Origin of the sequence: Microcoleus sp. Pol8_D6, from assembly GCF_036700965.1 — a bacterium.
GTDB lineage: Bacteria > Cyanobacteriota > Cyanobacteriia > Cyanobacteriales > Microcoleaceae > Microcoleus.
This window is the reverse complement of record NZ_JAUBPW010000048.1, coordinates 23,277-43,673: the sequence shown is the minus strand read 5'-3', so window position 1 is coordinate 43,673 and position 20,397 is coordinate 23,277. Positions and strand designations below refer to the sequence as shown.

Annotated in this window: 22 protein-coding genes; 10 read left to right on the top strand and 12 right to left on the bottom strand. The window is 46.6% G+C overall.

The genetic code is table 11. The features are described from left to right. Positions 1 to 95: 95 nt before the first annotated feature. The 3 genes from sufC (at position 96) to QUA10_RS19170 (ending at position 3,646) form a co-directional block, all read left to right on the top strand. Positions 96 to 887: a Fe-S cluster assembly ATPase SufC gene (gene sufC, locus QUA10_RS19180; RefSeq protein ID WP_333084565.1), complete on the top strand. Its 792-nt coding sequence runs from the start codon at positions 96 to 98 to the stop codon at positions 885 to 887. Next, positions 884 to 2,218, top strand: coding sequence for a Fe-S cluster assembly protein SufD (sufD, locus tag QUA10_RS19175; RefSeq protein WP_333084566.1), 1,335 nt, complete (start codon positions 884 to 886; stop codon positions 2,216 to 2,218). Before sufC ends, sufD begins: the two co-directional genes overlap by 4 nt. Positions 2,219 to 2,383: 165 nt before the next feature. Beyond that, the gene (locus QUA10_RS19170) at positions 2,384 to 3,646 is read left to right on the top strand and encodes a SufS family cysteine desulfurase (RefSeq protein WP_333084567.1); all 1,263 of its coding nucleotides are present in this window, start codon (positions 2,384 to 2,386) and stop codon (positions 3,644 to 3,646) included. A 171-nt stretch (positions 3,647 to 3,817) separates the two neighbouring features. Here QUA10_RS19170 and QUA10_RS19165 read toward each other — a convergent pair whose 3' ends face one another. Next, on the bottom strand, positions 3,818 to 4,642 hold the full coding sequence (locus QUA10_RS19165; protein ID WP_333084568.1) for an NAD-dependent epimerase/dehydratase family protein: 825 nt from the start codon (positions 4,640 to 4,642) through the stop codon (positions 3,818 to 3,820). A 112-nt stretch (positions 4,643 to 4,754) separates the two neighbouring features. Between QUA10_RS19165 and QUA10_RS19160 the strand changes: the two genes are divergently transcribed. Next, the gene (locus QUA10_RS19160; protein WP_333084569.1) at positions 4,755 to 5,609 is read left to right on the top strand and encodes a DUF1232 domain-containing protein; all 855 of its coding nucleotides are present in this window, start codon (positions 4,755 to 4,757) and stop codon (positions 5,607 to 5,609) included. 158 nt (positions 5,610 to 5,767) lie between these two features. On the opposite strand, the gene QUA10_RS19155 is transcribed toward QUA10_RS19160, so the two are convergent. Continuing rightward, on the bottom strand, positions 5,768 to 6,124 hold the full coding sequence (locus QUA10_RS19155; RefSeq protein WP_333086342.1) for a zinc ribbon domain-containing protein: 357 nt from the start codon (positions 6,122 to 6,124) through the stop codon (positions 5,768 to 5,770). A gap of 112 nt (positions 6,125 to 6,236) precedes the next feature. Between QUA10_RS19155 and QUA10_RS19150 the strand changes: the two genes are divergently transcribed. The 3 genes from QUA10_RS19150 to QUA10_RS19140 all read left to right on the top strand — a co-directional run bounded on the left by QUA10_RS19150 (position 6,237) and on the right by QUA10_RS19140 (position 7,808). Beyond that, positions 6,237 to 6,410: a hypothetical protein gene (locus QUA10_RS19150; RefSeq protein WP_333086341.1), complete on the top strand. Its 174-nt coding sequence runs from the start codon at positions 6,237 to 6,239 to the stop codon at positions 6,408 to 6,410. 41 nt (positions 6,411 to 6,451) lie between these two features. Beyond that, positions 6,452 to 7,033 carry a hypothetical protein gene (locus tag QUA10_RS19145; protein ID WP_333084571.1) on the top strand — a complete coding sequence of 194 codons (582 nt, stop codon included), beginning with the start codon at positions 6,452 to 6,454 and terminating at the stop codon, positions 7,031 to 7,033. A gap of 301 nt (positions 7,034 to 7,334) precedes the next feature. Further along, positions 7,335 to 7,808 (top strand): TspO/MBR family protein, encoded by a 474-nt coding sequence (locus tag QUA10_RS19140; protein ID WP_333084572.1) that lies wholly within the window; start codon positions 7,335 to 7,337, stop codon positions 7,806 to 7,808. Positions 7,809 to 7,945: 137 nt separating this feature from the next. Here QUA10_RS19140 and QUA10_RS19135 read toward each other — a convergent pair whose 3' ends face one another. The 3 genes from QUA10_RS19135 to hslO form a co-directional block, all read right to left on the bottom strand. After that, positions 7,946 to 8,356, bottom strand: coding sequence for an ester cyclase (locus QUA10_RS19135; RefSeq protein WP_333084573.1), 411 nt, complete (start codon positions 8,354 to 8,356; stop codon positions 7,946 to 7,948). Positions 8,357 to 8,416: 60 nt separating this feature from the next. After that, positions 8,417 to 10,480 carry a hypothetical protein gene (locus QUA10_RS19130; protein WP_333084574.1) on the bottom strand — a complete coding sequence of 688 codons (2,064 nt, stop codon included), beginning with the start codon at positions 10,478 to 10,480 and terminating at the stop codon, positions 8,417 to 8,419. Positions 10,481 to 10,726: 246 nt separating this feature from the next. Then, positions 10,727 to 11,626 carry an Hsp33 family molecular chaperone HslO gene (gene hslO / locus QUA10_RS19125; protein ID WP_333084575.1) on the bottom strand — a complete coding sequence of 300 codons (900 nt, stop codon included), beginning with the start codon at positions 11,624 to 11,626 and terminating at the stop codon, positions 10,727 to 10,729. A 530-nt stretch (positions 11,627 to 12,156) separates the two neighbouring features. Between hslO and QUA10_RS19120 the strand changes: the two genes are divergently transcribed. After that, positions 12,157 to 12,810 carry a Crp/Fnr family transcriptional regulator gene (locus tag QUA10_RS19120; RefSeq protein ID WP_333084576.1) on the top strand — a complete coding sequence of 218 codons (654 nt, stop codon included), beginning with the start codon at positions 12,157 to 12,159 and terminating at the stop codon, positions 12,808 to 12,810. 18 nt (positions 12,811 to 12,828) lie between these two features. Here QUA10_RS19120 and QUA10_RS19115 read toward each other — a convergent pair whose 3' ends face one another. Together QUA10_RS19115 and QUA10_RS19110 are read right to left on the bottom strand one after the other, a co-directional pair. Next, complete coding sequence (locus tag QUA10_RS19115; RefSeq protein WP_333084577.1) at positions 12,829 to 14,970, bottom strand: CHAT domain-containing tetratricopeptide repeat protein; 2,142 nt, start codon at positions 14,968 to 14,970, stop codon at positions 12,829 to 12,831. Positions 14,971 to 15,019: 49 nt separating this feature from the next. Beyond that, positions 15,020 to 15,439 carry a tetratricopeptide repeat protein gene (locus tag QUA10_RS19110; RefSeq protein WP_333084579.1) on the bottom strand — a complete coding sequence of 140 codons (420 nt, stop codon included), beginning with the start codon at positions 15,437 to 15,439 and terminating at the stop codon, positions 15,020 to 15,022. Positions 15,440 to 15,602: 163 nt separating this feature from the next. Between QUA10_RS19110 and QUA10_RS19105 the strand changes: the two genes are divergently transcribed. Continuing rightward, a complete protein-coding gene (locus QUA10_RS19105; RefSeq protein ID WP_333084581.1) occupies positions 15,603 to 15,737 on the top strand; it encodes a hypothetical protein in 135 nt (44 codons plus the stop codon). A 482-nt stretch (positions 15,738 to 16,219) separates the two neighbouring features. On the opposite strand, the gene QUA10_RS19100 is transcribed toward QUA10_RS19105, so the two are convergent. After that, a complete protein-coding gene (locus QUA10_RS19100; protein WP_333084582.1) occupies positions 16,220 to 17,440 on the bottom strand; it encodes an FtsW/RodA/SpoVE family cell cycle protein in 1,221 nt (406 codons plus the stop codon). 36 nt (positions 17,441 to 17,476) lie between these two features. Between QUA10_RS19100 and QUA10_RS19095 the strand changes: the two genes are divergently transcribed. Further along, on the top strand, positions 17,477 to 17,899 hold the full coding sequence (locus tag QUA10_RS19095) for an EamA family transporter (protein WP_333084583.1): 423 nt from the start codon (positions 17,477 to 17,479) through the stop codon (positions 17,897 to 17,899). Between the two features lie 111 nt (positions 17,900 to 18,010). On the opposite strand, the gene QUA10_RS19090 is transcribed toward QUA10_RS19095, so the two are convergent. The 4 genes from QUA10_RS19090 to QUA10_RS19075 form a co-directional block, all read right to left on the bottom strand. Then, entirely contained in the window at positions 18,011 to 18,214 is a 204-nt protein-coding gene (locus tag QUA10_RS19090) for a phycobilisome linker polypeptide (protein ID WP_006634929.1), read from the bottom strand. 268 nt (positions 18,215 to 18,482) lie between these two features. Continuing rightward, a complete protein-coding gene (apcB, locus tag QUA10_RS19085) occupies positions 18,483 to 18,968 on the bottom strand; it encodes an allophycocyanin subunit beta (RefSeq protein WP_006634930.1) in 486 nt (161 codons plus the stop codon). Between the two features lie 176 nt (positions 18,969 to 19,144). After that, complete coding sequence (apcA, locus tag QUA10_RS19080; protein WP_333036136.1) at positions 19,145 to 19,630, bottom strand: allophycocyanin subunit alpha; 486 nt, start codon at positions 19,628 to 19,630, stop codon at positions 19,145 to 19,147. Positions 19,631 to 20,135: 505 nt separating this feature from the next. Further along, on the bottom strand, positions 20,136 to 20,291 hold the full coding sequence (locus QUA10_RS19075) for a hypothetical protein (protein ID WP_333084584.1): 156 nt from the start codon (positions 20,289 to 20,291) through the stop codon (positions 20,136 to 20,138). Positions 20,292 to 20,397 lie beyond the last annotated feature (106 nt).

The window sequence follows — 20,397 nt, the reverse complement described above, 5'->3', positions numbered from 1 at the left end:
GTTTAACCTTAAATTGTCACTAATGGGTACAGCCTAGAAACGAGAAGAACGAGAAAAAAAACTGTAAAGTGCATTGAGGAAAAGGACAAAAATAGATGATTGTTGAAAATAGTCAAGTGGTGCTATCCGTCCGCGATTTAACTGCGAATGTGGAAGATACCCAAATCCTTAAGGGTTTGAATCTGGAAATAAAATCGGGTGAAATTCACGCGATTATGGGCCCGAACGGTTCGGGAAAAAGCACTTTATCTAAGATATTAGCCGGTCATCCTGCTTATACCGTAACGGGCGGAGAAGTTACTTTTTTGGGTCAAAATTTGCTGGAATTACCGCCGGAAGAACGTTCTCTGGCTGGCGTATTTCTGGCTTTTCAATATCCTTTGGAAATTCCCGGCGTTAGCAATCTGGATTTCTTGCGCGTGGCTTACAATTCTCACCGCAAACATCGCGGATTGGAAGAATTGGATGCTTTTGATTTCCAAGATTTAATCGAGGAAAAGCTAGATATTGTCAAGATGAATGATTCTTTTTTAAGCCGCAGCGTAAATGAGGGTTTTTCCGGTGGCGAAAAAAAGCGGAATGAAATTTTACAAATGGCGTTGTTGGAACCGAAATTAGCTATTTTGGACGAGACTGATTCGGGTTTGGATATCGATGCTCTCAAGATTGTCGCCGGCGGTGTGAATCATTTGTCAAATGCTGAAAATTCGATGTTGGTGATTACTCACTATCAGCGGTTGTTGAATTACATTATTCCTGATTTTATTCACGTCATGGAAGCCGGCCGAATTATCTTGACTGGCCCGAAAGAGTTGGCGCTGGAATTGGAAGAGCGCGGTTATGACTGGGTTGTGGAAGAGGAAGCAGCAGGAGTAGGCGCGCGATGATGAATACGCAAGTTGCTAGTAGGGAAATGTTTTTGACTGATTTGGTGAATCAGTGCGGCAAGTTGGAGGCTGCTAATAGCAAAAGTGCGGCTTACGGGTTGCAGGATTTGCGGGATGCGGCGACTGAATACGTGCTTGCTTCGAGTTTTCCGACGGTGAGGGATGAGGAATGGCGCTTTACTGATTTGTCGTCGGTGTTGCAAATTCCTTTTCATATACCCCAGAGCAATCAGTCCAAAGTTAAGCTGGCTGATATCATTATGCCAGTGAAAAATCGGGATGATTTACCATTAAGATTGGTATTTGTCAACGGTTTTTATGCACCGGATTTATCAACGGTGAATTTGCCGAATTTGCAGATCGACTTTTACGCAGGTAATCTATCCAATGTACCCGAAAAATATCAAGGGCGCATCAGCGATGTTTTGAGCAAGCACAGACAGCAAACCGAGGTATTTACGGCGCTGAATACTGCGGGTTTGGCGGATTCTGCGGTGGTGTTCGTGCCGGCCAATATGTCGATCGACCTTCCGATTCACTTGCTGTTCCTGACAGCGCCTGGTGCATCTCCCACGATGTGCCAGCCGCACTGCTTAATTATAGCTGAGCCTGGAAGCAGCGTGACCCTGGTTGAGGATTACGTAACTATCGGTAATGTACCAGCGTTTACTAATGCTGTAACGGATGTAGTTGTCGGCGAAAACGCCACCGTGAATCACGTTCGGCTTCAGCGGGAAGGTGGGGAGGTTTTTCATATCGGCAAAAGTGCGATCGAGCAATCTCGTAATAGCCGTTATACTTGCCATGCTATCAGCTTGGGAGGCAAAATATCGCGGCACAATTTAGAAGTATTTCAGCGCGGCGAAGCCACTGAAACAACTTTAAACGGCTTAAGCGTAGCCTTTGGGGAACAGTTATCTGACACTCACAGTGTAATCGATTTCAATTACCCCCACGGTACAAGCCGCCAATTGCACAAGTGCATTATCGGTAACAAAGCTCGCGCTGTATTTAACGGCAAAGTTTTCGTTCGCAAAGCCGCACAATTGACAGATGCCGGACAGTTAAGCCGGAATTTGTTGCTGTCGCCGAGAGCTCGCGTAGATACCAAACCGCAGTTAGAAATTGTCGCCGACAACGTTAAATGTTCCCACGGTGCAACTGTCAGTCAATTAGAAGATGATGAACTTTTCTACTTGCAAAGTCGCGGTTTGGATTTAGAAAGAAGTCGCTATTTGCTAATCGATGCTTTCGCGGCAGAAATGCTCAATCAATTACCGATTCTGGGCGTGGCAAAAATGCTTTCTACCTGTGTGGCTATCCAAGGATAACTCATCAAGATGAGGACACAGAGGACACAGCAGTGCTGTGTCCCTACAACATCTTGCACCATTTATAACAGCCTGTAGGGGCGGGTTTCACGAATAATAATTGCCTAAAACCAACAATCTCGTAAACCCGCCCCCACTCAACGACAAATCACTAACTTCAAAAATATGACACTTATTCAAGAAAAAACACTTGCCTCAAAAGTTCGTGGCGACTTCCCAATTTTAAATGAAACCGTAAATGGTAAACCGCTAGTTTATTTAGACAATGCAGCTACCTCTCAAAAACCCCTAGCTGTACTCAACGCTTGGCGTGATTACTACGGACAATATAATGCAAACGTACACCGCGGCGCTCACACTCTCAGCGCCAAAGCCACTGATGCTTACGAAGGTGCTAGAGACAAAGTTGCGGCGTTTGTAAATGCGGCATCGCGGCAAGAAATTGTTTACACTCGCAACGCCACCGAAGCGATTAATTTGGTTGCTTATTCTTGGGGTTTGAGCAATCTGCAAGCCGGAGACGAAATTATCCTGTCGGTGATGGAACACCACAGCAATCTCGTTCCCTGGCAAATGATTGCTCAAAGAACAGGTGCGGTGCTGAAGTTTGTCGAGTTAACGGAAACTAACGAGTTTGATTTGGAACAGTTTAAAACCCTGATTTCCCATAAAACAAAATTGGTGTCAACCGTTCACATTTCTAATACTTTAGGCTGCATCAGTCCAGTTAAAGAAATCTGCAAAATTGCCCACACTTACGGTGCAAGAGTTTTAATTGATGCTTGCCAAAGCGTGCCGCACATGATAGTAGACGTGCAAGCAATAGATTGCGATTGGCTGGTTGCTTCCGGCCACAAAATGTGCGCTCCGACTGGCATCGGTTTTCTGTACGGTAAACTGGACTTGCTGAGAGAAATGCCTCCGTTTTTCGGCGGCGGCGAGATGATTGCTGACGTATTTCTCGATTATTCCACCTATGCCGATTTGCCGCACAAATTTGAGGCCGGTACGCCTGCAATCGGCGAGGCGATCGCCCTTGGTGCAGCAATCGATTATCTTAGTAACATTGGCATGGATAAGATTCACGCTTGCGAAGCAGAATTGACTGCTTATATGTTCCAACAATTGCGGCAAATTCCAGAAATCAAAGTTTACGGCCCGCAACCAGACAGCAACGGCGAAGGTAGGGCAGCTTTGGCGGCATTTACTGCGGGAGAAATTCACCCTCAAGACTTGTCTACCATGTTAGATCAGGAGGGAGTCGCCATTCGTTCCGGGCATCACTGCACGCAAGCTTTGCACCGCTATTTGAATATTTCATCTACTGCGCGGGCGAGTTTGTATTTTTACAATACTCGCGAGGAGATTGATGTGTTTGTGAAAGCGTTGAAAGAGACGATCGACTTTTTTGCTGGGATTATGGGATAAGTTAATTAGTGATTGAAATGGCTTTTTCTTTACCGCAGATGTCGGCAGATGAACACGGATGAACGCAGATGAATAAAAAATCTAAATCGGTCAACATCGCCCTTTCTTTATCCGCGTTCATCCGCGTCTATCCGCCTGCATCTGCGGTAAAGAAAAAGAGCAATCGCCCAACTAAAACTCCCTAATCTCAGGATGAACAAATTGATAACCAGCCGCCTTAATCTTTTGATTCGACACCCTAGCATTATAAGGCCGCACGCTAGGGATTCCATCCCAAGAAACTTTAGGCAAATTATTAGCTTCAAAAATGCGATCGAGCAATTCACCACTGGATAGCGACACATCCCCGACTAAATTGTAAATTCCCTGCAATCGATTTTCCAAAGCAAAGGTTAACCCCCCAACAATATCATCCCGATGCACCCAATTAGTAGCATCTTCCCCCCTACCGGGACGAGTGCTACCAGCCCAGCCTCCAAAAATTTTAACTAATTCTCGCCCTGGCCCATAAATTCCTCCCAAACGGAGAATGCAGACGTGAAGATTGGGACTAGATGCTGCTAATAACACCCGTTCGGTTTCTGCGAGAATTTCACTGTTTGGATTAGCCGGCGCAACGGGTGAATCTTCATTTACCACTTCACCTTGGCGATCGCCATACACAGAATAAGTACCAGTATAAATAACCTGTTTTACTGTCGGTATCTGCTTTAAAACCGATACCAAAGTAGTCGCTGTATCTAAATAACTCTCCTTATAAGTATCAGAATTTGGAGCACCTACGCACAGCATAACAGCATCTTGTTCTTGCAATACAGCGGTCATGGCATCTTTGTCACTTCCTTTGAGCACGGCTACCCGCTGCCCGACCCCCTCCAACTCAACTACTCGCGTCGCCGTGGTAGTTGTCGCCGTCACGGTACAATCAGATTTGCCGCGTAAATGTTTGGCTGTCGCAGTACCCACATAGCCGCAGCCGACGATCGCAACTTTCATAAAAAATTCTCCTTTGTTTCATGCTGTCTAAAATTATTGCCGGTTTCTGAAATCATGGCGCGCTGAGTTTTATGGTAAAATGCAAAGCGTCCTTATCAATCGGAGTAGCATCATGTCCGAGAGAGATATTTTTGCCACATCCTCAGAAAGCGAACTTTTAGCTTTTTATGGTTCTTTGTTTGCGATCGCAGCCGCCGATGGTTCCGTTGATATTGACGAACTAGATTTGTTGTTTAAAACCATAAATTTAGACAAGTTTTCTGACTCCGCAAAAACTCAAATCCAATCCTACACAGCCAGTCCCCCATCACTGGGCGACTGTTTGCAAACACTCAGCAAGTCAGAAGAAGCGCTGCGTTTGGGAGTCATGTATTTTTTAATTAACATTGCTGGGGCAAATAAGACGCTGCATCCCGCAGAAAGCGAGGCTATCCAATCTGCAAAAAAACTGCTGGCGGTTTCCGACTTACAAATCCAAGCCATGCAGGAATTCATCGCAGACATGAAACAAATACGGGAGGGCGCGCCTAATAAAAATCAGGCATCAGCATCCTTCAATTCTGCTGTTTCCCAGCTTAAAAATAATGGCATTCCTCTCGATTTAATCGACCGAAAAGGAAACACAACCAACCTCAGCAACCCCAAAATTAACTATTCAGATGAAAGTTTTTGGACTAAACTTAAAAAGTTTGCTTTAACCGCAGGAAGAGAAGTAGTTGAAAAAGCTTTGATTCTCTACTATACGGCTCAGAACCCAAACGTGCCTGCTTGGGCAAAAGGAGTTGTAGTTGGAGCTTTGACCTATTTTATATCTCCTGTTGATGCCATTCCCGATATATTAGTCGGTGTGGGATTTACAGATGATTTGGGAGTGTTACTGGCGGCGATCGCTACTGTTTCAGTATACATTAATGCTGATACTAAAGAACAAGCCAAACAAAAAATGAAAGATTGGTTTGGTCAATAATATTATTTCCGGTTGAGCGTTTTGTGGTGTCGGCATCGGAGTAATATAATCTGAATAATATAGGCGTTTTTAATAGATCAAATAAAGGACACTGCGCTGCCGTGTCCCTACATAATATCTGTAATTCACTCAACTGAAAACTTGATTATTATGGATTCTCAGTCTTTAATCGGCTTACCATCTCGATTGACAATACGGCTTTCACCATCCTTAGCCGTGACATTTTCATAAACCCCTTCATCCCGCTTCACGTACTTGCTGAAACCCGAATTTTTATAATCGGTGTCGGATGTCGGCTTCATCAACCTCGGAGCGCTCAGCAGTCGGCGTACCGGAGCATCTGGGGGAGTGTCACCGGGCTCGCACTTAGCCAACTCGCACAGTTGGCCCCAAGTCGAAACTTCCAGGTTCATGCTGTGCCAAACTTCTAACTGCTGGTTGTTTTCGGGACACAAATAATCGTATACAGGCATACTAAGAATCTCGTTTGCAACTACTAAAATTACTAATTGCACGGTTATTGAGAATATTATAGCTCAACACTACTAAGAATTCAAGCCCAACAATCAAACTTTACTATTTTTAATGGTTGTTGAAACCATAAATCAGCTATATTATTAACCCTGTGTGCTTGCTCCCGGATGCGATCGAGACAAAGCCCAAAAGTACGCTTCCCTGAAATCCTCTGACTCGATCACACGATCGCACGATCGACGGTTAGCAAATGCCCGCAAGACTTACCTCAATGCCGTCACAGGATTGATCATCATTTTCAGACTGTACGCCAATCACAGATTCTAAGTTTCAATTTTATTTATTTACTCACCAGCGAGGATTTACCGATGAGCGATTTCAAAGTTACGCCAGAAGTAGAGCTGAACACAGCTCAAATGTTGGAGCGATATCAACTGCAAGATGAGACAACTCTGCGGCGTTGGGCAAAACTGCACGGCATCAATAGCACCCGTGGTTTCTTCTATCCCAGTGAAGTAGATTTGATGGATCACGCTCACCACCATCTCTACAATTTGGGAATGAGCATTGCGGATTACCAAAGTCTTTTAGATCGGCGCCGCAGCCATTCCCAGACACCGGGCGACCAAAATAAAACAGTAGCAAGTCAAGTTGCTGACGAAGCATACGATGCCATAGAAACGCTAACAGATCAGTATGCTGAAGCTATTGATTTAATGGGAGAACGTATAGCAGACCATTTCATCGATGAACTCGATTTATCTGTGATGAGGCATCTTTCTAAAAAAGTGCAAGACCGGCGCACTCTCAACGGTCAAACCAAAAAGCCTAACCGTTTTCTCCAAGTGATTAAAGCCGTGTTGCAACCGAGCAGCGAAAATACGCTTCTGGTTCCGAAAAAAGAGGATGACTCTAGTTTAGAATTAGAACAACATCACCGCCTCGGCTAGTAGCCGATTTTTTTGAAAGACTAAGAGACTTTTTGTTCAATTTACTGGTAAATTTTACTAAAAAGCAGACTCGATCCCTCCCCTTGTCAAGGGGAGGAAGCAAGAGTCACATTTTTTATATTATGAAACGGAATAGAAAAAAATAAATTGAGGTTTCCCAGAAGTCTAAATTAGTTGTCAACTGATGTTGGGTTTCGCAACTGGGCCCAATCTAATATAACTAGGCACAGATGGCGCGATCGCCAAAATCCGAGATAATATCTGCTGAATCGAACCCGTCAACCTCGCCCAAGGTAACAAAATGATTAAATCCTGGATGGTAATTGGAGGAGTCGCCTTTGTAGTAGCTTTAGCTGCTAACATAATCGCGCCCAGCGACATCCAATGGTTCAACCGCTTACAGCGTCCGAGATGGCTAGTAATTGAAAAAGCAATTCCCCTAATTTGGACAGTAATTTTTATTTGTGCAGCTTGGTCAGCAGTGATTGTTTGGGAAAAAGAACCGGGAACTCAGGAGACTTGGCTGAGAATGGGTTTGTACCTACTTTTAGAAATAGTAACTATGTCTTATACCTCGGTTATGTGCAAACTTAGGAGCCTAAAAGTCGGCACAATAATCGGCGGAACGGGCGCTATTTTAAGCGTAATACTAGCTTTAACTGTGTTGCAAGTTTCCGAGCCGGCCGCCCTGTTATTGCTGCCTTACATACTTTGGAGTCCGATCGGCACTTACACCACTTGGGCAATGATGCACCTGAATCCGGCGGATGTTTAGGCTCTGAAATTAGTCATTTTAATGGGATGGCAAGCATCGGGAAAAAGCACTGTTTTTCGGTAGTCTCTAGCTGCAACGCAGGTTTGAGTCAGCAAAGACTTGATGCCAAATAATTGTACAGTTGCACAACTGGAAGCTTATGATATCGGTAACCCAAGCTGCATGAACCAAGTGTGCTTATCTATGTAACCGCGTTGAAAATGGATTTTGCCATCAACAACATGAAAGAAGCCACAGCCTTGCAGCGTAAAACTTTTGCCTGTTGGTAGGTTCCCACCAAACTCACCTAGAAATGTTCCGCCACCAGTCCACCCTAAGATCGCCCACTCGCCATCTTCAAACAGATTCTCAATGTGCGTGTAATTGTCTGGAAAGGCTTGGAAGAAGGTAACAAAACTCTCAAGCAGTGCCTCACGACCGTTTAGAGGATCGCCAAAGGCAACTTGATGGTTCTCTGCATGGTCGTGATAAAGCTCAATCAGGGCGTGAGGGTCACGAGCGTTATAAGCAGAAACCCAGTCTTGGATCACTTGCTTGGGCGTTTTCATTTTTGGTTCCCTAATACAGACTAAGTAAAGATATTAAGTACCCGCTTATCACCCTCAAATTTACCGACTCGGAGGGCTGCTCGGAGGCTCGGTTTCCGGCGGTTCAGGAGGGGGAGATTCAGACTCAGGAGGATTCAGCGACTCCTCCCAAACTTTGATTTGCGATCGAGCTTGCTCAAAAGCCCGAGTACCCGAAGGAATTTTCTTCAAAGTCGCGATCGCCCCAGCCAGATCCGACGACGACTCTTCCACACCCAGCGCCAAAATCCGCTGGCTCCACTCATCAATCGCCTCACTCGCCTGCCACCGGAGCGAACTCGACTCGGGAACCTGACTTGCCAGCGCAATAGCCGTTTGCAGAGCCTCCGCAGTCCCCGCTCGGGCGGTCTGACGGGCGTTCTGCAAACCTTGCTCGCCCTGAAATTGAGCCTCCCAAGTCCTAATGTTTGATCGAGCTTCCTCATAAAGCACCCGTCCCGATCGAATCCGGCGGGCCATGTCAATTGCCCCCGCCAAATTGCCGCTCGCCGCTAGCTGCTGAGCTCTATCCAAAAACGGCTGGTCAACAAGCCGCTGTCTCCTCTCGATCCAAGCTTGAATTTTGGCTTGAGCTTCCACGTAAAGCGCCCTACCTCTACCGATCCGAGAAGCTTGAGCAACGGCGGCTTCCAGAGAATTCGGATCGCCCGTACTCGCCAAATCGTTCGCTCTTTGCAAATACGGACTGTCTTCCAGCAGCTCGATTTGACGGCTCAAGCGGCTAATTTGACTGCGAGCTTCCGAAGCGCGGGGATTTGATTCCGGGACTGTTTGCAATTGCGCGATCGCAGCCCTCAAATCATTTACCCCACCAGGCGCCGCCAGCCTGCTTGCCAAATCCAAAACTTTCACATCCGCCATTTCTTGTTGCCAGCGGCCGATTAAATCTTGAGCTTGTTTGTATAAAGGGCGGCCGGACTTCAACTTTTGAGCAATCTCGATCGCCTTGGAGAAACCCTCAACAGAGCCAGTCAAAGCCTGAGAAGTAGCATTCGCCAACTCATTAAAATCCTGTACTTGTTCCCTTAAATTTGCCGACTCTGGAATCTTGTTAGCGATCGCCATCGCCTCCTGCCAATCCCCTGCTTGCAAGCGTTTTTGGGCGATATCCAGAATTTTCTTGCTAAATTCCGCGATCGCCTTATTGGCAGCTTGATACAAATAACTGTTTTGATCAATTCCCTGAGCCAGCTTAATCCCCGTCACCAGATTGTCGAGACCTCCCTCGGAGGCTGTATTCCGGGCTTTTAGCAACTTATTGCCCTCAGCCCGAGTCGTCTGAATTAGCTTAGTCAATTCCTCGTACTTAGCCGATTCCCAGAAAGTATTTCCCAAATCCAAAAGCAGAGTAGCTTGGCTGAAAGCCAGCGGCCACTCTTCCTGACGCAAGTGGTCTTCAGCCGTGCGGTAAATTTTCTCTGCATCGCCCCATATCGACTGCCACTTTTCAATCTGCTTTTCCACCTTCGGGTAAGCGGGAACGTTTTTAGGAACCTTACGAGCGAGCGCAATCGCCTCTTCCAACTTTCCTTCTTGGAAACTAGCATTTCCCAGCTTGAGAATATCCTCCGACCACCGATCGATTTGAGTGTTAATTCTCGGCCGCAGCGGATGGTTTTGTGGCAAAGCATTCACTAATTCGATCGCCCTGAGCAAATCATCTGCCGTCCGCTTGCTTGCTGCTTCTTGAGCACAAAAAAAGCGATCGTTAGCAGAAGCCGTTGGCCAAAAAATCTTTGAGCAATTGGACTGCGAGGTCAGGTTGAGTAAAGACGCAATTGCCACAAACCCCATACCCACCGATAGCATCAAACTCAGCGCCAGCCAAAACTGCCACTTATTCGACCAGTTCCGCCAAAACGGATTGTGTTCCCCCGGCGGCTGCGAGTTTTCCCCAGACAAATTCGGCGGTAGTTCCAGATGCCCTCCCGGCAGTTTTCCCGAAGTAACCAACTCTCGGAGCTCTTTAAGTCGTTCAGCCCGGTTTTTCCTTGCTGGTAAGCGCACCAGCGACGAAGTATCCTTTGTTGACTCCAAGGATTCTGATGCAGACCAACGGCCTGGTATTTTGCGATCTTGACTCATATCCTCACCACAAACAGCAACCAGCCAGCGTTAGTTATTTAAAAACTGCGAGCGCTGCTATCAACTGCTCTATAAAATGTATTCATCACTTTTACATACTCCCGTCGGCCCCAGACTGCAAGAGCCGATCGCCAAACCGCCAAAATCAAAATTTTGTGATTAGGTAATTGATAATGCGTAATTGGCAATTGGTCAAGGCCATCATCCCTAACTCGCACTCAATAGAGCCAATTACACATTATCGTCTCAAGAACCGGAGTTCGATCGCAAATCGCCGATCAGTTCCGCAAGTTGGTCGCTATTAGCTTTGTAAACCTCGTTGCAGAAATGGCACGTAGCCTCAGCCCCCCCATCTTTTTCAATCATGTCTTGCAATTCCGCTTCGCCCAACATTTTCAAAGCTCCCAAAACTCGATCGAACGAACAGCCACAGTCAAAGCGCACCATCTGAGTTTCCGGGAAAATTTCCAGGCCCATATCTCCCAGTAACTCTTCGAGAATCTGGTGCAGCGTTTTGCCCGATCGCAGCAGTGGCGTAAAGCCCGACAATTCAGCAACTCTAGATTCTAAAGTTTGCACCAGTTTTTCGTCCGTTGCCGCCTTCGGCAGAACCTGCAACAGCACACCCCCAGACGCTTGTACCCCGCCCGCCCCCACAAACACCCCCAGAAACAGAGCCGAAGGCGTTTGCTCCGAGGTTGCCAAATAATGAGTCAGATCGTCGCCAATTTCGCCGGAAACCAATTCTACCGTACTTGAATAAGGGAATCCGTATCCAACGTCCCGCACCACGTACAAATAACCGTCACCTATTGCCCCGCCAACGTCGAGTTTGCCTTTAGCATTGGGCGGCAATTCGACTTCGGGATTGTCCACATAACCTCGAACTGTTCCATCAAGTCCCGCATCCACCAGAAGCCCGCCCAGCGGCCCATCTCCTTTGATGCGAATGTTGACTCTCGATTCGGGCCGCTTCATGCTGGAGGCGAGTAACAGCCCTGCCGACATTGTGCGACCGAGGGCGGCTGTAGCCACGTAGGAGAGCTTGTGCCGCTGTCTTGCTTCTTCGGTGAGGCGGGTGGAAATGACGCCTACAGCGCGAATTCCGCCCTCTGCGGCTGTAGCGCGAATTAATTGATCGGCCATGAAAAACCTTACTTTGTCTTTTGATACCTTCTTGAACTATTTTATAAGTTCTTGAAGGTTGTGGCAGCAGATAGCAGCAGTTGACTCAGCGGGCCTGGAAGTGCGATCGAACTTCAGAACTCGCGTCTGTTTTCTATAAAACCTCGATCGATCAACTATTTATTAACAAATCTTCTGCTTGATTTTTCCACTTAAATATTTATTTAATATGCCCACAATAACGAGCGCATTTTTTTCCATAATCCACCCAGGTTCAGTCATTTTATAACAACTAATCACTAATGACTAACAACTAACAACTAACAATTATAGCAATCATCGCATCATTTGTGAATTTCTTACTCCCTCCCCTTTATAAGGGGAGGGCTGGGGTGGGGTAAAAAGTTTACGACTCATTTATGATTGCTATAACAACTAATGACTAAAGCTTATCTTGGCGCTAACCAGACGATTACCAAACCTTTACCTTGGCCGGCTAGAGTGAGATGCGTAGGTCTCAGACCAATGTTTTTTAGCTGGAAATAAGGGATATGCCATTAACATCCAAAGCACTTTTAGCGGAAATCCAGCATAACACAGGAGCGACTCGAAACTTGCATTTTTATGCCAAGGGCGAAACCATTCCTATGATGTCGCACGGCCTTTGGCGAGTCTGTCAAGGTCTAGCACAACTGAGTACGCTTTATCCAACCGGGGAAGAAGGACTTTTGGGTTGGGTTGGGCCTTCGATGTGCTTCGGTTTGTGGTTGACAAACTTGCAGACTTACCGAGCTACGGCGACATCAGATATTTATTTGATGTGGTATTCTATGGTGGAAATCGAAGCTTCTCCTCAATTGGCTCACGAGTTGTTGCCTCAAATGGTACGGCGACTGCGGCAAATGGAAGCAATTTTAGCTATCGCCGGACAGCGGCGAGTAGATGACCGTTTGTATCAGCTACTGCTATTATTGCAACAGGAATTCGGTCAGCCTGTGGTTGAGGGAACTCGTTTGAATATCCGCTTGACACATCAAGATATTGCTAATGCGATTTGCACGACGCGGGTAACAGTAACTCGAATGCTGGGAAAATTGCAGCAGCAAGGGTTAATCAGTCGAGATGGCGATCGGCATTTAATTCTTAACAAAGATGTTTTTGCGTCCACATCGGATTTGTTTGGCTGCAACCCTCAAGCAGTGTAGCAAGCGCCGAAAAAAATCTTATTCTGCTTCGCCAATCAGCGTAAAGGCCGCCCAATCTTGCGGATTTGGGTGCATCTTCATTGTCATCAGCATCGCTTGCCGCAAAGCTTGAGCTTTATTCGGGTTTTTCTGTAACTGGCGATAGAATTCTGCCATTAATTCCGCTGTCGGCTCATCGGGCACTAACCACAGAGAAACGATAATACTGGAAACACCAGCACTAATTAAAGCACGAGATAATCCAAGCACACCATCACCTGTGAGTTTTCCTCGGCCAGTATTGCAAGCACTTAATACCACTAATTCTGCATTTAATTTTAAATCCAAAATTTCACTCGAAGTCAGCAATCCGTCATCATTTCCTGATGGAGCCAGGGCGATCGCTCCCGGTAAATCTCGCCTCTTCACTTCATTGAGTAATCCGTGAGTTGCCAGATGAATAATTCGGGCTTGTAGCATCTGTTGAACAATCGATGCTTTAGTGGCTTGAGAGCCTGTAATCGGTTTAGTACTCAGAAGTTGGGCAATTGTAATTGCTTCCTGTTCGCTGCCCGGTAAGGCAGGTAATTGGCGCGGCGGTGTGCCAATTTTGGGCATGGTTGGATTGCCCACAACGATGTTATTCTGAAGAGAAAGTTGTCGGACTTTTTGCCGTGATTGGTGGGTTAACTGCAAAATTTGAATGGCGGGAGCGGTGAGGATGGTATGTTTTTCAATCAAATATTGACCTGTTTGATCTTGTAAGGCGACAAAGGGAACTAAAAACAGGGATTTATGGGGAATGAAGATGACAGGAGCATTCTGGTCAGTAGGTAAAAGATCGGCAATGGGTTGAATCAGTAGTTGATAACTTTGCTGTAATTTGGGGTAGATTATCCGAGAATTAGCAGTGGTAGAAGCAGGGGGATTAGCTGTTTGTGTATTGGCAGTGTCCCCCGCCGATACACCCAGAGCCTCGCGAGTGCCGCGAATCATCTCAGCTAAGGCGGTATCTTGCTCGTTTAATCCTCTCCTCCCGGTAGCCGCAGATACTCTTGTCTGTTCGGTGGCTTCAGGTAGATTGATGTTAAGAGATTTGAGGTCAACGGAGCGAAAGGTAATTTCACCAGTTGGCTTGATGACCCAAATATAGATGGCTTGATTCCCAATAGTTGAATACTCGACGAGGGTAGCGTTTTGCTCTCTAGCAATTTTTTGAATTTGCTGGATATTGGGGGGGTTGATAGTAGTTGGGACAGAGGCAGATGCGGCTTGGCGAGATGCCAGTAACTCCACAAAAGCTCTAGCTCTACCCCGTTCGGCAATTTCTAAAGCCTCATTAGTTTTTTTCTGATCAATGAAGACTTTTTGTAAAATGACGTAGGGGTTAGTTTGGGTTTCAAAGATTGACACTTTATTGGCATCGTCTAATCCAGCACGGAGAGATTCTGAAACTTTAATACTATCAAGTAGGGTTTTCTCTGCTGCTGGGAGATTGCCCGATCTGGCGAGAGTAAGTCCCAGATTTCCCAGAGCTGTCCCCTCGCTTTGGCGGTCTTTAATTGACCGTGCGATCGCCAACACCTGCTGAAAGTAGTCGATCGCTTTGGCGTAGTCGCCGAGGGAATTGTAAGCATTTCCCAGATTTCCCAGAGCTTTCCCCTCGCTTTCGGGGTTTTTAATTTCTCGCGCGATCGCCAAGTCCTGCTGAAGGTACTCGATCGCTTTGGCGTAGTCGCCGAGGGAATTGTAAGCCATTCCCAGACTTCCCAGAGCTTTCCCCTCAATTGGGCGGTCTTTAATTTCGCGCGCGATCGCCAACACCTGCTGAGCGTACTCGATGGCTTTGGCGTAGTCGCCGAGGAAATCGTAAGCAATTCCCAGATTTCCCAGAGCCTGCCCCTCGCTTTGGCGGTCTTTTATTTCTCGCGCGATCGCCAACCACTGCTGAGCGTACTCGATGGCTTTGGCGTAGTCGCCGAGGGAATTGTAAGCATTTCCCAGATGTCCCAGAGCTCTCCCCTCGCTTGGGCGGTCTTTTATTTCTCGGGCGATCGCCAACCACTGCTGAGCGTACTCGATGGCTTTGGCGTAGTCGCCGAGGGAAAAGTAAGTATTTCCCAGATTTCCCAGCGCCACCCCTTCACTTTGGCGGTCTTTAATTTCTCGCGCGATCGCCAAGTCCTGCTGAAGGTACTCGATGGCTTTGGCGTAGTCGCCGAGGGAAAAGTTAAGTATTTCCCAGATTTCCCAGAGATATCCCCTCGCTTTGGCGGTCTTTTATTTCTCGCGCGATCGCCAAGTCCTGCTGAAGGTACTCGATGGCTTTGGCGTAGTCGCCGAGGTTACGGTAAGCAATTCCCAGATTTCCCAGAGCTTTCCCCTCGCTTTGGCGGTCTTTAATTTCTCGATAAATTATTAGTGCCTGTTGCCAAGACTGCAATGCAGCTTGAAATTGACTAATCTGATACTGCTGAATCCCTTGCTGTAACAGTCGGTCTGCTTCGGCTTTCCGCTGAGCTTGGGTTTGAGCCAAGGCCTGAGAATTGATGATTTTAAATTGAGAATTAGGGATAAACCGAAACTCACCTACAGTCAGCGCCGCTAAGATTGAGATCAGTGCCGACAATCCAATTTTTTGCAGTTTCATAACTTTTGACAGGGCTCTGGTTGGAGCATCCGCTTGACACATCAAGATATTGCTAATGCGATTTGCACGACGCGGTTCTGTTGACTGTTGACTGTTGACTGTTGACTGTTGACTGTTGACCGCAAGATAGCGACATCTACCTGGAAGTAAGAGGATTGGAGTAATGAATAGTCTTCTTTTAATTTCTCCCGATCGCAGTTCCGGCTTTAAACCAATTCTTTCTGGTAACAGTAACGCGAAACTGGGAAAATTGCTGCAGCAAAGGTTAATCGTTCGAGATCGCCATCTCGGTCTTTAATTCTTAACAAATGTATTTTTGCGTCCGCCTCCGATTTGTTTGGCTACAACCCTCCAGCAGTATAGCAAGCGACAGCCATTTGCATCTAGATAATGCTGTCTAATATTAAAGCCCAAATCGAATTGCATCAGAATTGTCTGTCTTGATTTTCCTCGCCCTATCTACAGCAATACATTTGTAGCCAGAAAAGATATCATTAAGCGGTGCATCTATTTAGGACAAAACTCAATGGCTAACTCAACTCCAGAAACACCGCAACCAGACAAAAAAGAATTAACTGAGATCACAGCTAAACCTCAAGAACAACAAGAAGAACCGCCCAATAAAGGTGACGGGCGGAAATAGTCGATCGCCCAGAATGATACCGCAGCAGAAGCTAAAGAAACCGGGTTTTTTGACTCTTATTGAAGGTTTTAAGCAAATATTTTGGTTAAACAACCCGGTTTCTAGCTACCCGCGCTTCAAAGAAATAACTTGACAAATTATTCAGTTTGTGTAGTGCCGTTGTTGGATCGTAACTTCGGCTTTTCCGGCTTCCCTCTGCGTCCATCCAAAGAAACCACATCAGCCTCAGAACTCTCCCTAGCCACCCGAATCAGCAACCCCGACAACAACAAACTCGCCAACATCGAAGAACCCCCGTAACTAAAAAACGGCAGCGGCAAACCCGTAGTCGGCAAAACCCCCGTCGCCACCCCAATATTCAGCAGCGACTGTCCCACCATCACCACCATCACCCCAATCGCCACCAACTGACTCTCAATATTCCGGGCCTTCATCGCTACCCTCAACGCCACAGTAGAGTAAGCCGCCAACATCAGCAACAGCGAGAAACCTCCCACCAAACCAAACTCCTCAGCAAACACAGCAAAAATAAAATCGCTGTACTGAATCGGCAGATAAAATAATTTTTGCTGCGACATCCCCAAACCCACACCCCAAATGCCCCCAGAACCCACAGCCAGGAGACTTTGAATCAACTGATAGCCGTCTTGCATCGGATCAGCCCAAGGATTGAGGAAAGACATAATCCGGCGGCGCTGATATTCCCTCAAACTAATACTTAAAACCGCTAAAAGCATTCCCCCCATAGCCGTGGCGCCCAACTGCAAGTAAGGTAAGCCCGCCGCCAAAGCCACCAACCACAAAGTCATCCCGCACAAAGCCGTGGTACTTAAATTCGGCTGCAACAAAATTCCCAACAGCATTGCACCGAAAATTAACAGCCAAGTTAAGCGAACTTTATTCGTCAACCGAGGCCAGTTGCCGAAAATGCGGGCGCTTTGGAGAACAAAAAACGGCTTAATCAACTCAGAAGGTTGAATAATCGGAACCGGGCCCAGAGATATCCAGCGAGTCGCCCCGTTGATTGTGGTTCCCACCCCCGGAACTAAGGTCAACCAGAGCAATCCCAGCAGCAATAAAACGCCTAACTGAGATGTTTTCATGATGTACCGCAGTGGGGAGTACACCATCAAGTTAAAGCCGGCCAGCCCGATCGCCACTGCGACTAGCTGTCGTTTAAAATAATAAAGCCCGTCTCCAAATTCATAATTTGCAATGGGATAGGAAGCCGAAAACAATGCTGTCAGCCCGACAAACAGCCACAGAAAAGTCAGCCACCTGAGCCACCGGGCCTCAGCTGCCCATTGAGACGCGCTGGGGTCAAAAAATGGAATCAAGCGTCGAATGTCGTTAGCCATAGGATTTTAGAATGATCTCAATAAACTCTAACAAAGATGGCTAAAGTACCAGATTGGTTAATTTACGCATTAATCTGTTCGCTATTATATGGTTTGTGGGGATTTTTTGGTAATTTAGCGACTAAATATATTGACTACAAAACTGCTTTTGTTTATGAAGCAATTGGCGCTATTTTAACTACTTTATTTATTATTTTCCACACTAATAATTTTAGTTTTGAGGGAGATGTTAGGGGAATTTTGTTTGCCATGTTAGTTGGCGTTTGTGGTACGGTGGCATCATTAGTATTTTTTATAGCCCTTGGTAAAGGTGAAGTTGCCAATGTAGTGAGTGTTACGTCTATCTACCCGCTGATTACTATATTATTATCGTCTTTATTCTTGAAAGAGGCTATTACATTACCACAAATGCTTGCTGTTTTGTTAGCGATAATCGCAGTTATACTTTCGGCTTATTGAAATATTTGTCAATGATTAGATTAACAACGCTGGACATTCTTCCTTCTACTATAACAACAAAAAAGAGGTCGCGATCGACCTCTTACCCCTCTACTAATCCAGCTTCGGCTCTTAAAGTAAACCTGTATTAGCTCCGGGCTTACCGGTAGCCAGTTGCACTTTAATAATTCTGCCGCCCATTTTCATAATTCTTTGCTGTTCCCGGAACCAGTTGTCGTAAGGAACGAGCTTAGTAAAATAGGTATTTTGCAATTCGCGCTGAGTGCGGATGCGAGTTTGACTGGGGACGCAAGCAGTCACCTTAAACATTCTCATGGGAAACTAACTCCTGAGTAGGTTTACAGATTATTAGATGGATTTTTTAAAGATTGAAGGCAGGGAGTTAGGAGTCAAAACTAGCTCGTTAAAACTCGTCGGGCTTTCTCGACAAGCCTTTGACGGTCTAGCAATCACTCTCAACTTCCCTGACCTCTTTTCAAAGCCAAAGGTAACAAGTCCAAAGTTAAAAGTTAAAAGAGGCAAGAAATAAATATTTTTCTTTCTTCCTTCTTCTTCCTTCTTCCTTCTTCCTTCTTCCTGAGTGTTAGCTCAAGCCAGAGCAGATGTAGTCGAAATAGACGCCCATTTCTTTACCAGCGTCAGAACCGACCAAACCGGCGGTGACTTCTTTCATTGCTTGGATTGCTTGTACGGTAGAACCGATGGGCACGCCCAAGGAGTTGTAGGTTTCTTTCAAACCGTTGAGCACGCGCTCATCGAGGATGGAAGGGTCGCCAGCTAGCATAGCGTAGGTGGCATAGCGGAGGTAGTAGTCCAAGTCGCGGATGCAAGCTGCATAACGACGAGTGGTGTACATATTGCCGCCGGGACGAGTTACATCAGAGTACAACAGAGACTTAGCAACTGCTTCTTTGACGATTGTGGCTGCATTAGCGCTGATGGCTGTAGCGGCGCGGACGCGCAGTTCACCAGAAGCAAAGTAGTTCTTGAGCTTGTCTAGAGCGCTGATGTCCAGGTACTTACCTTGAACGTCAGAGGAATTGATAACGGCGGTAATTGCGTCTTGCATGGTTGTCTTGTTTCCTAGAAAGTGGCTGAGTCAGTCCAATTTTGGAGCTAGAATTTGGAATTTGGGATTTGGGATTTAAGATTTTTAAGTGGCTGGTTATTTGCAAAAGCTTTTAACTTGTTGCCGGCAACCCCCAATTTTTCAATCTAAAATCGAAAACCTAAAATCGAAATTCCTTACTGCATCGCACCGATAACGTAGTCGAAGTAAGAGGAAGCTTCGGAAGCATCTTCTCCAGACAGCAGCGAGCTTGCTGCATTTTTCATAGCGCGAACGCCTTCGGCGACGGCTTCAATCGGGGTGCCGAGAGATTTGTACATTTCGCGGACGCCGACAATACCGATTTCTTCGATCGGAGTAATGTCGCCAGCTACGATTCCGTAGGTAATCAAACGCAGGTAGTAGTCCATGTCGCGCAAGCAAGTTGCGGTCATTTCTTCGCCGTAAGCGTTGCCGCCGGGAGAAACGATATCAGGGCGCTTTTGGAAAAGTTGGTCGCCTGCTTGCTTGACGATGCGTTCGCGGGATTCGCTCAAAATTTGGGCGATGCGGACGCGGCGTTCACCAGAGGTGACGAAGCTTTTGATCCGATCTAATTCACCTGGGCTCAAGTAGCGAGCTTCGGCGTCTGCGTTGACGATTGATTTGGTGACGATACTCATCTTGTGTGTACCCGCTGGATATTTTGCTATATGAACTGCTCTGCGCTGAGCTAGCGAAAGCGGGCGCTTGTGTCCCGTATCTTTCCTGCTCAAGCAGGAGCTTTGACGGGGAAGGCTGGACTTTCCACACTCAGCAACTGTTGAAGTTGTTGGCGGGTGACGGCCTTCGGTGCTTAACGGCGCTGGTTCTTCACGCCGGTGCGGTTGTGAGTGCTCGCACTAAGCCTGTCGCTTACAATACCATAAATGACTGATGCGATCTTTAATTTATGATCAAGATTGCAGCAGGCCACTTAGTGGCGATCGAGAGACTGTCGGGCAGTTAGTAAGGATATTGCTTCTCTGACACAACTACCTCTCGCAAGTATTTTGAGGCATTATGTTCACATTCTGAGTGTTACTGTAATAGTTTGTAACATTACTTTTCATATTTGGGCCATCGCTTGGGTGTTCTGCGTTAAAATTTCACAGTTAAAAAATTGCTAAAATTATCTGGCAGCAATGGTTACAGGCGATCGAGCATTGAGCGGGAATTGTGACGGGCGATCGCGCGAGGTTCAAAGACTTTTCCCTCAGAGGGAGACAAGCGGGAGATGGGGGGAGACAGGCGGGAGACAGGCGGGGAGAGGTGCGATCGTCTCACAATCACATCTTGCACCATTCTGAATAAGTCTTGGACGGGCGGGATCTCTTACCCATTGGTGTGCACTTAAGGTAAAACCGATAGTCCGTCAGGGGTTGAAACAAGAGCCTCAAAGCGAAAGTCC

Excerpts from the sequence above, each read along its gene's own strand:
- sufC (WP_333084565.1), top strand. The coding sequence starts at position 96 with ATGATTGTTGAAAATAGTCAAGTGGTGCTATCCGTCCGCGATTTAACT.
- sufD (WP_333084566.1), top strand. The coding sequence starts at position 884 with ATGATGAATACGCAAGTTGCTAGTAGGGAAATGTTTTTGACTGATTTG.
- QUA10_RS19170 (WP_333084567.1), top strand. The coding sequence starts at position 2,384 with ATGACACTTATTCAAGAAAAAACACTTGCCTCAAAAGTTCGTGGCGAC.
- QUA10_RS19165 (WP_333084568.1), bottom strand. The coding sequence starts at position 4,642 with ATGAAAGTTGCGATCGTCGGCTGCGGCTATGTGGGTACTGCGACAGCC.
- QUA10_RS19160 (WP_333084569.1), top strand. The coding sequence starts at position 4,755 with ATGTCCGAGAGAGATATTTTTGCCACATCCTCAGAAAGCGAACTTTTA.
- QUA10_RS19145 (WP_333084571.1), top strand. The coding sequence starts at position 6,452 with ATGAGCGATTTCAAAGTTACGCCAGAAGTAGAGCTGAACACAGCTCAA.
- QUA10_RS19140 (WP_333084572.1), top strand. The coding sequence starts at position 7,335 with ATGATTAAATCCTGGATGGTAATTGGAGGAGTCGCCTTTGTAGTAGCT.
- QUA10_RS19135 (WP_333084573.1), bottom strand. The coding sequence starts at position 8,356 with ATGAAAACGCCCAAGCAAGTGATCCAAGACTGGGTTTCTGCTTATAAC.
- QUA10_RS19130 (WP_333084574.1), bottom strand. The coding sequence starts at position 10,480 with ATGAGTCAAGATCGCAAAATACCAGGCCGTTGGTCTGCATCAGAATCC.
- hslO (WP_333084575.1), bottom strand. The coding sequence starts at position 11,626 with ATGGCCGATCAATTAATTCGCGCTACAGCCGCAGAGGGCGGAATTCGC.
- QUA10_RS19120 (WP_333084576.1), top strand. The coding sequence starts at position 12,157 with ATGCCATTAACATCCAAAGCACTTTTAGCGGAAATCCAGCATAACACA.
- QUA10_RS19110 (WP_333084579.1), bottom strand. The coding sequence starts at position 15,439 with ATGAAACTGCAAAAAATTGGATTGTCGGCACTGATCTCAATCTTAGCG.
- QUA10_RS19105 (WP_333084581.1), top strand. The coding sequence starts at position 15,603 with ATGAATAGTCTTCTTTTAATTTCTCCCGATCGCAGTTCCGGCTTTAAA.
- QUA10_RS19100 (WP_333084582.1), bottom strand. The coding sequence starts at position 17,440 with ATGGCTAACGACATTCGACGCTTGATTCCATTTTTTGACCCCAGCGCG.
- QUA10_RS19095 (WP_333084583.1), top strand. The coding sequence starts at position 17,477 with ATGGCTAAAGTACCAGATTGGTTAATTTACGCATTAATCTGTTCGCTA.
- QUA10_RS19090 (WP_006634929.1), bottom strand. The coding sequence starts at position 18,214 with ATGAGAATGTTTAAGGTGACTGCTTGCGTCCCCAGTCAAACTCGCATC.
- apcB (WP_006634930.1), bottom strand. The coding sequence starts at position 18,968 with ATGCAAGACGCAATTACCGCCGTTATCAATTCCTCTGACGTTCAAGGT.
- apcA (WP_333036136.1), bottom strand. The coding sequence starts at position 19,630 with ATGAGTATCGTCACCAAATCAATCGTCAACGCAGACGCCGAAGCTCGC.
- QUA10_RS19075 (WP_333084584.1), bottom strand. The coding sequence starts at position 20,291 with ATGGTGCAAGATGTGATTGTGAGACGATCGCACCTCTCCCCGCCTGTC.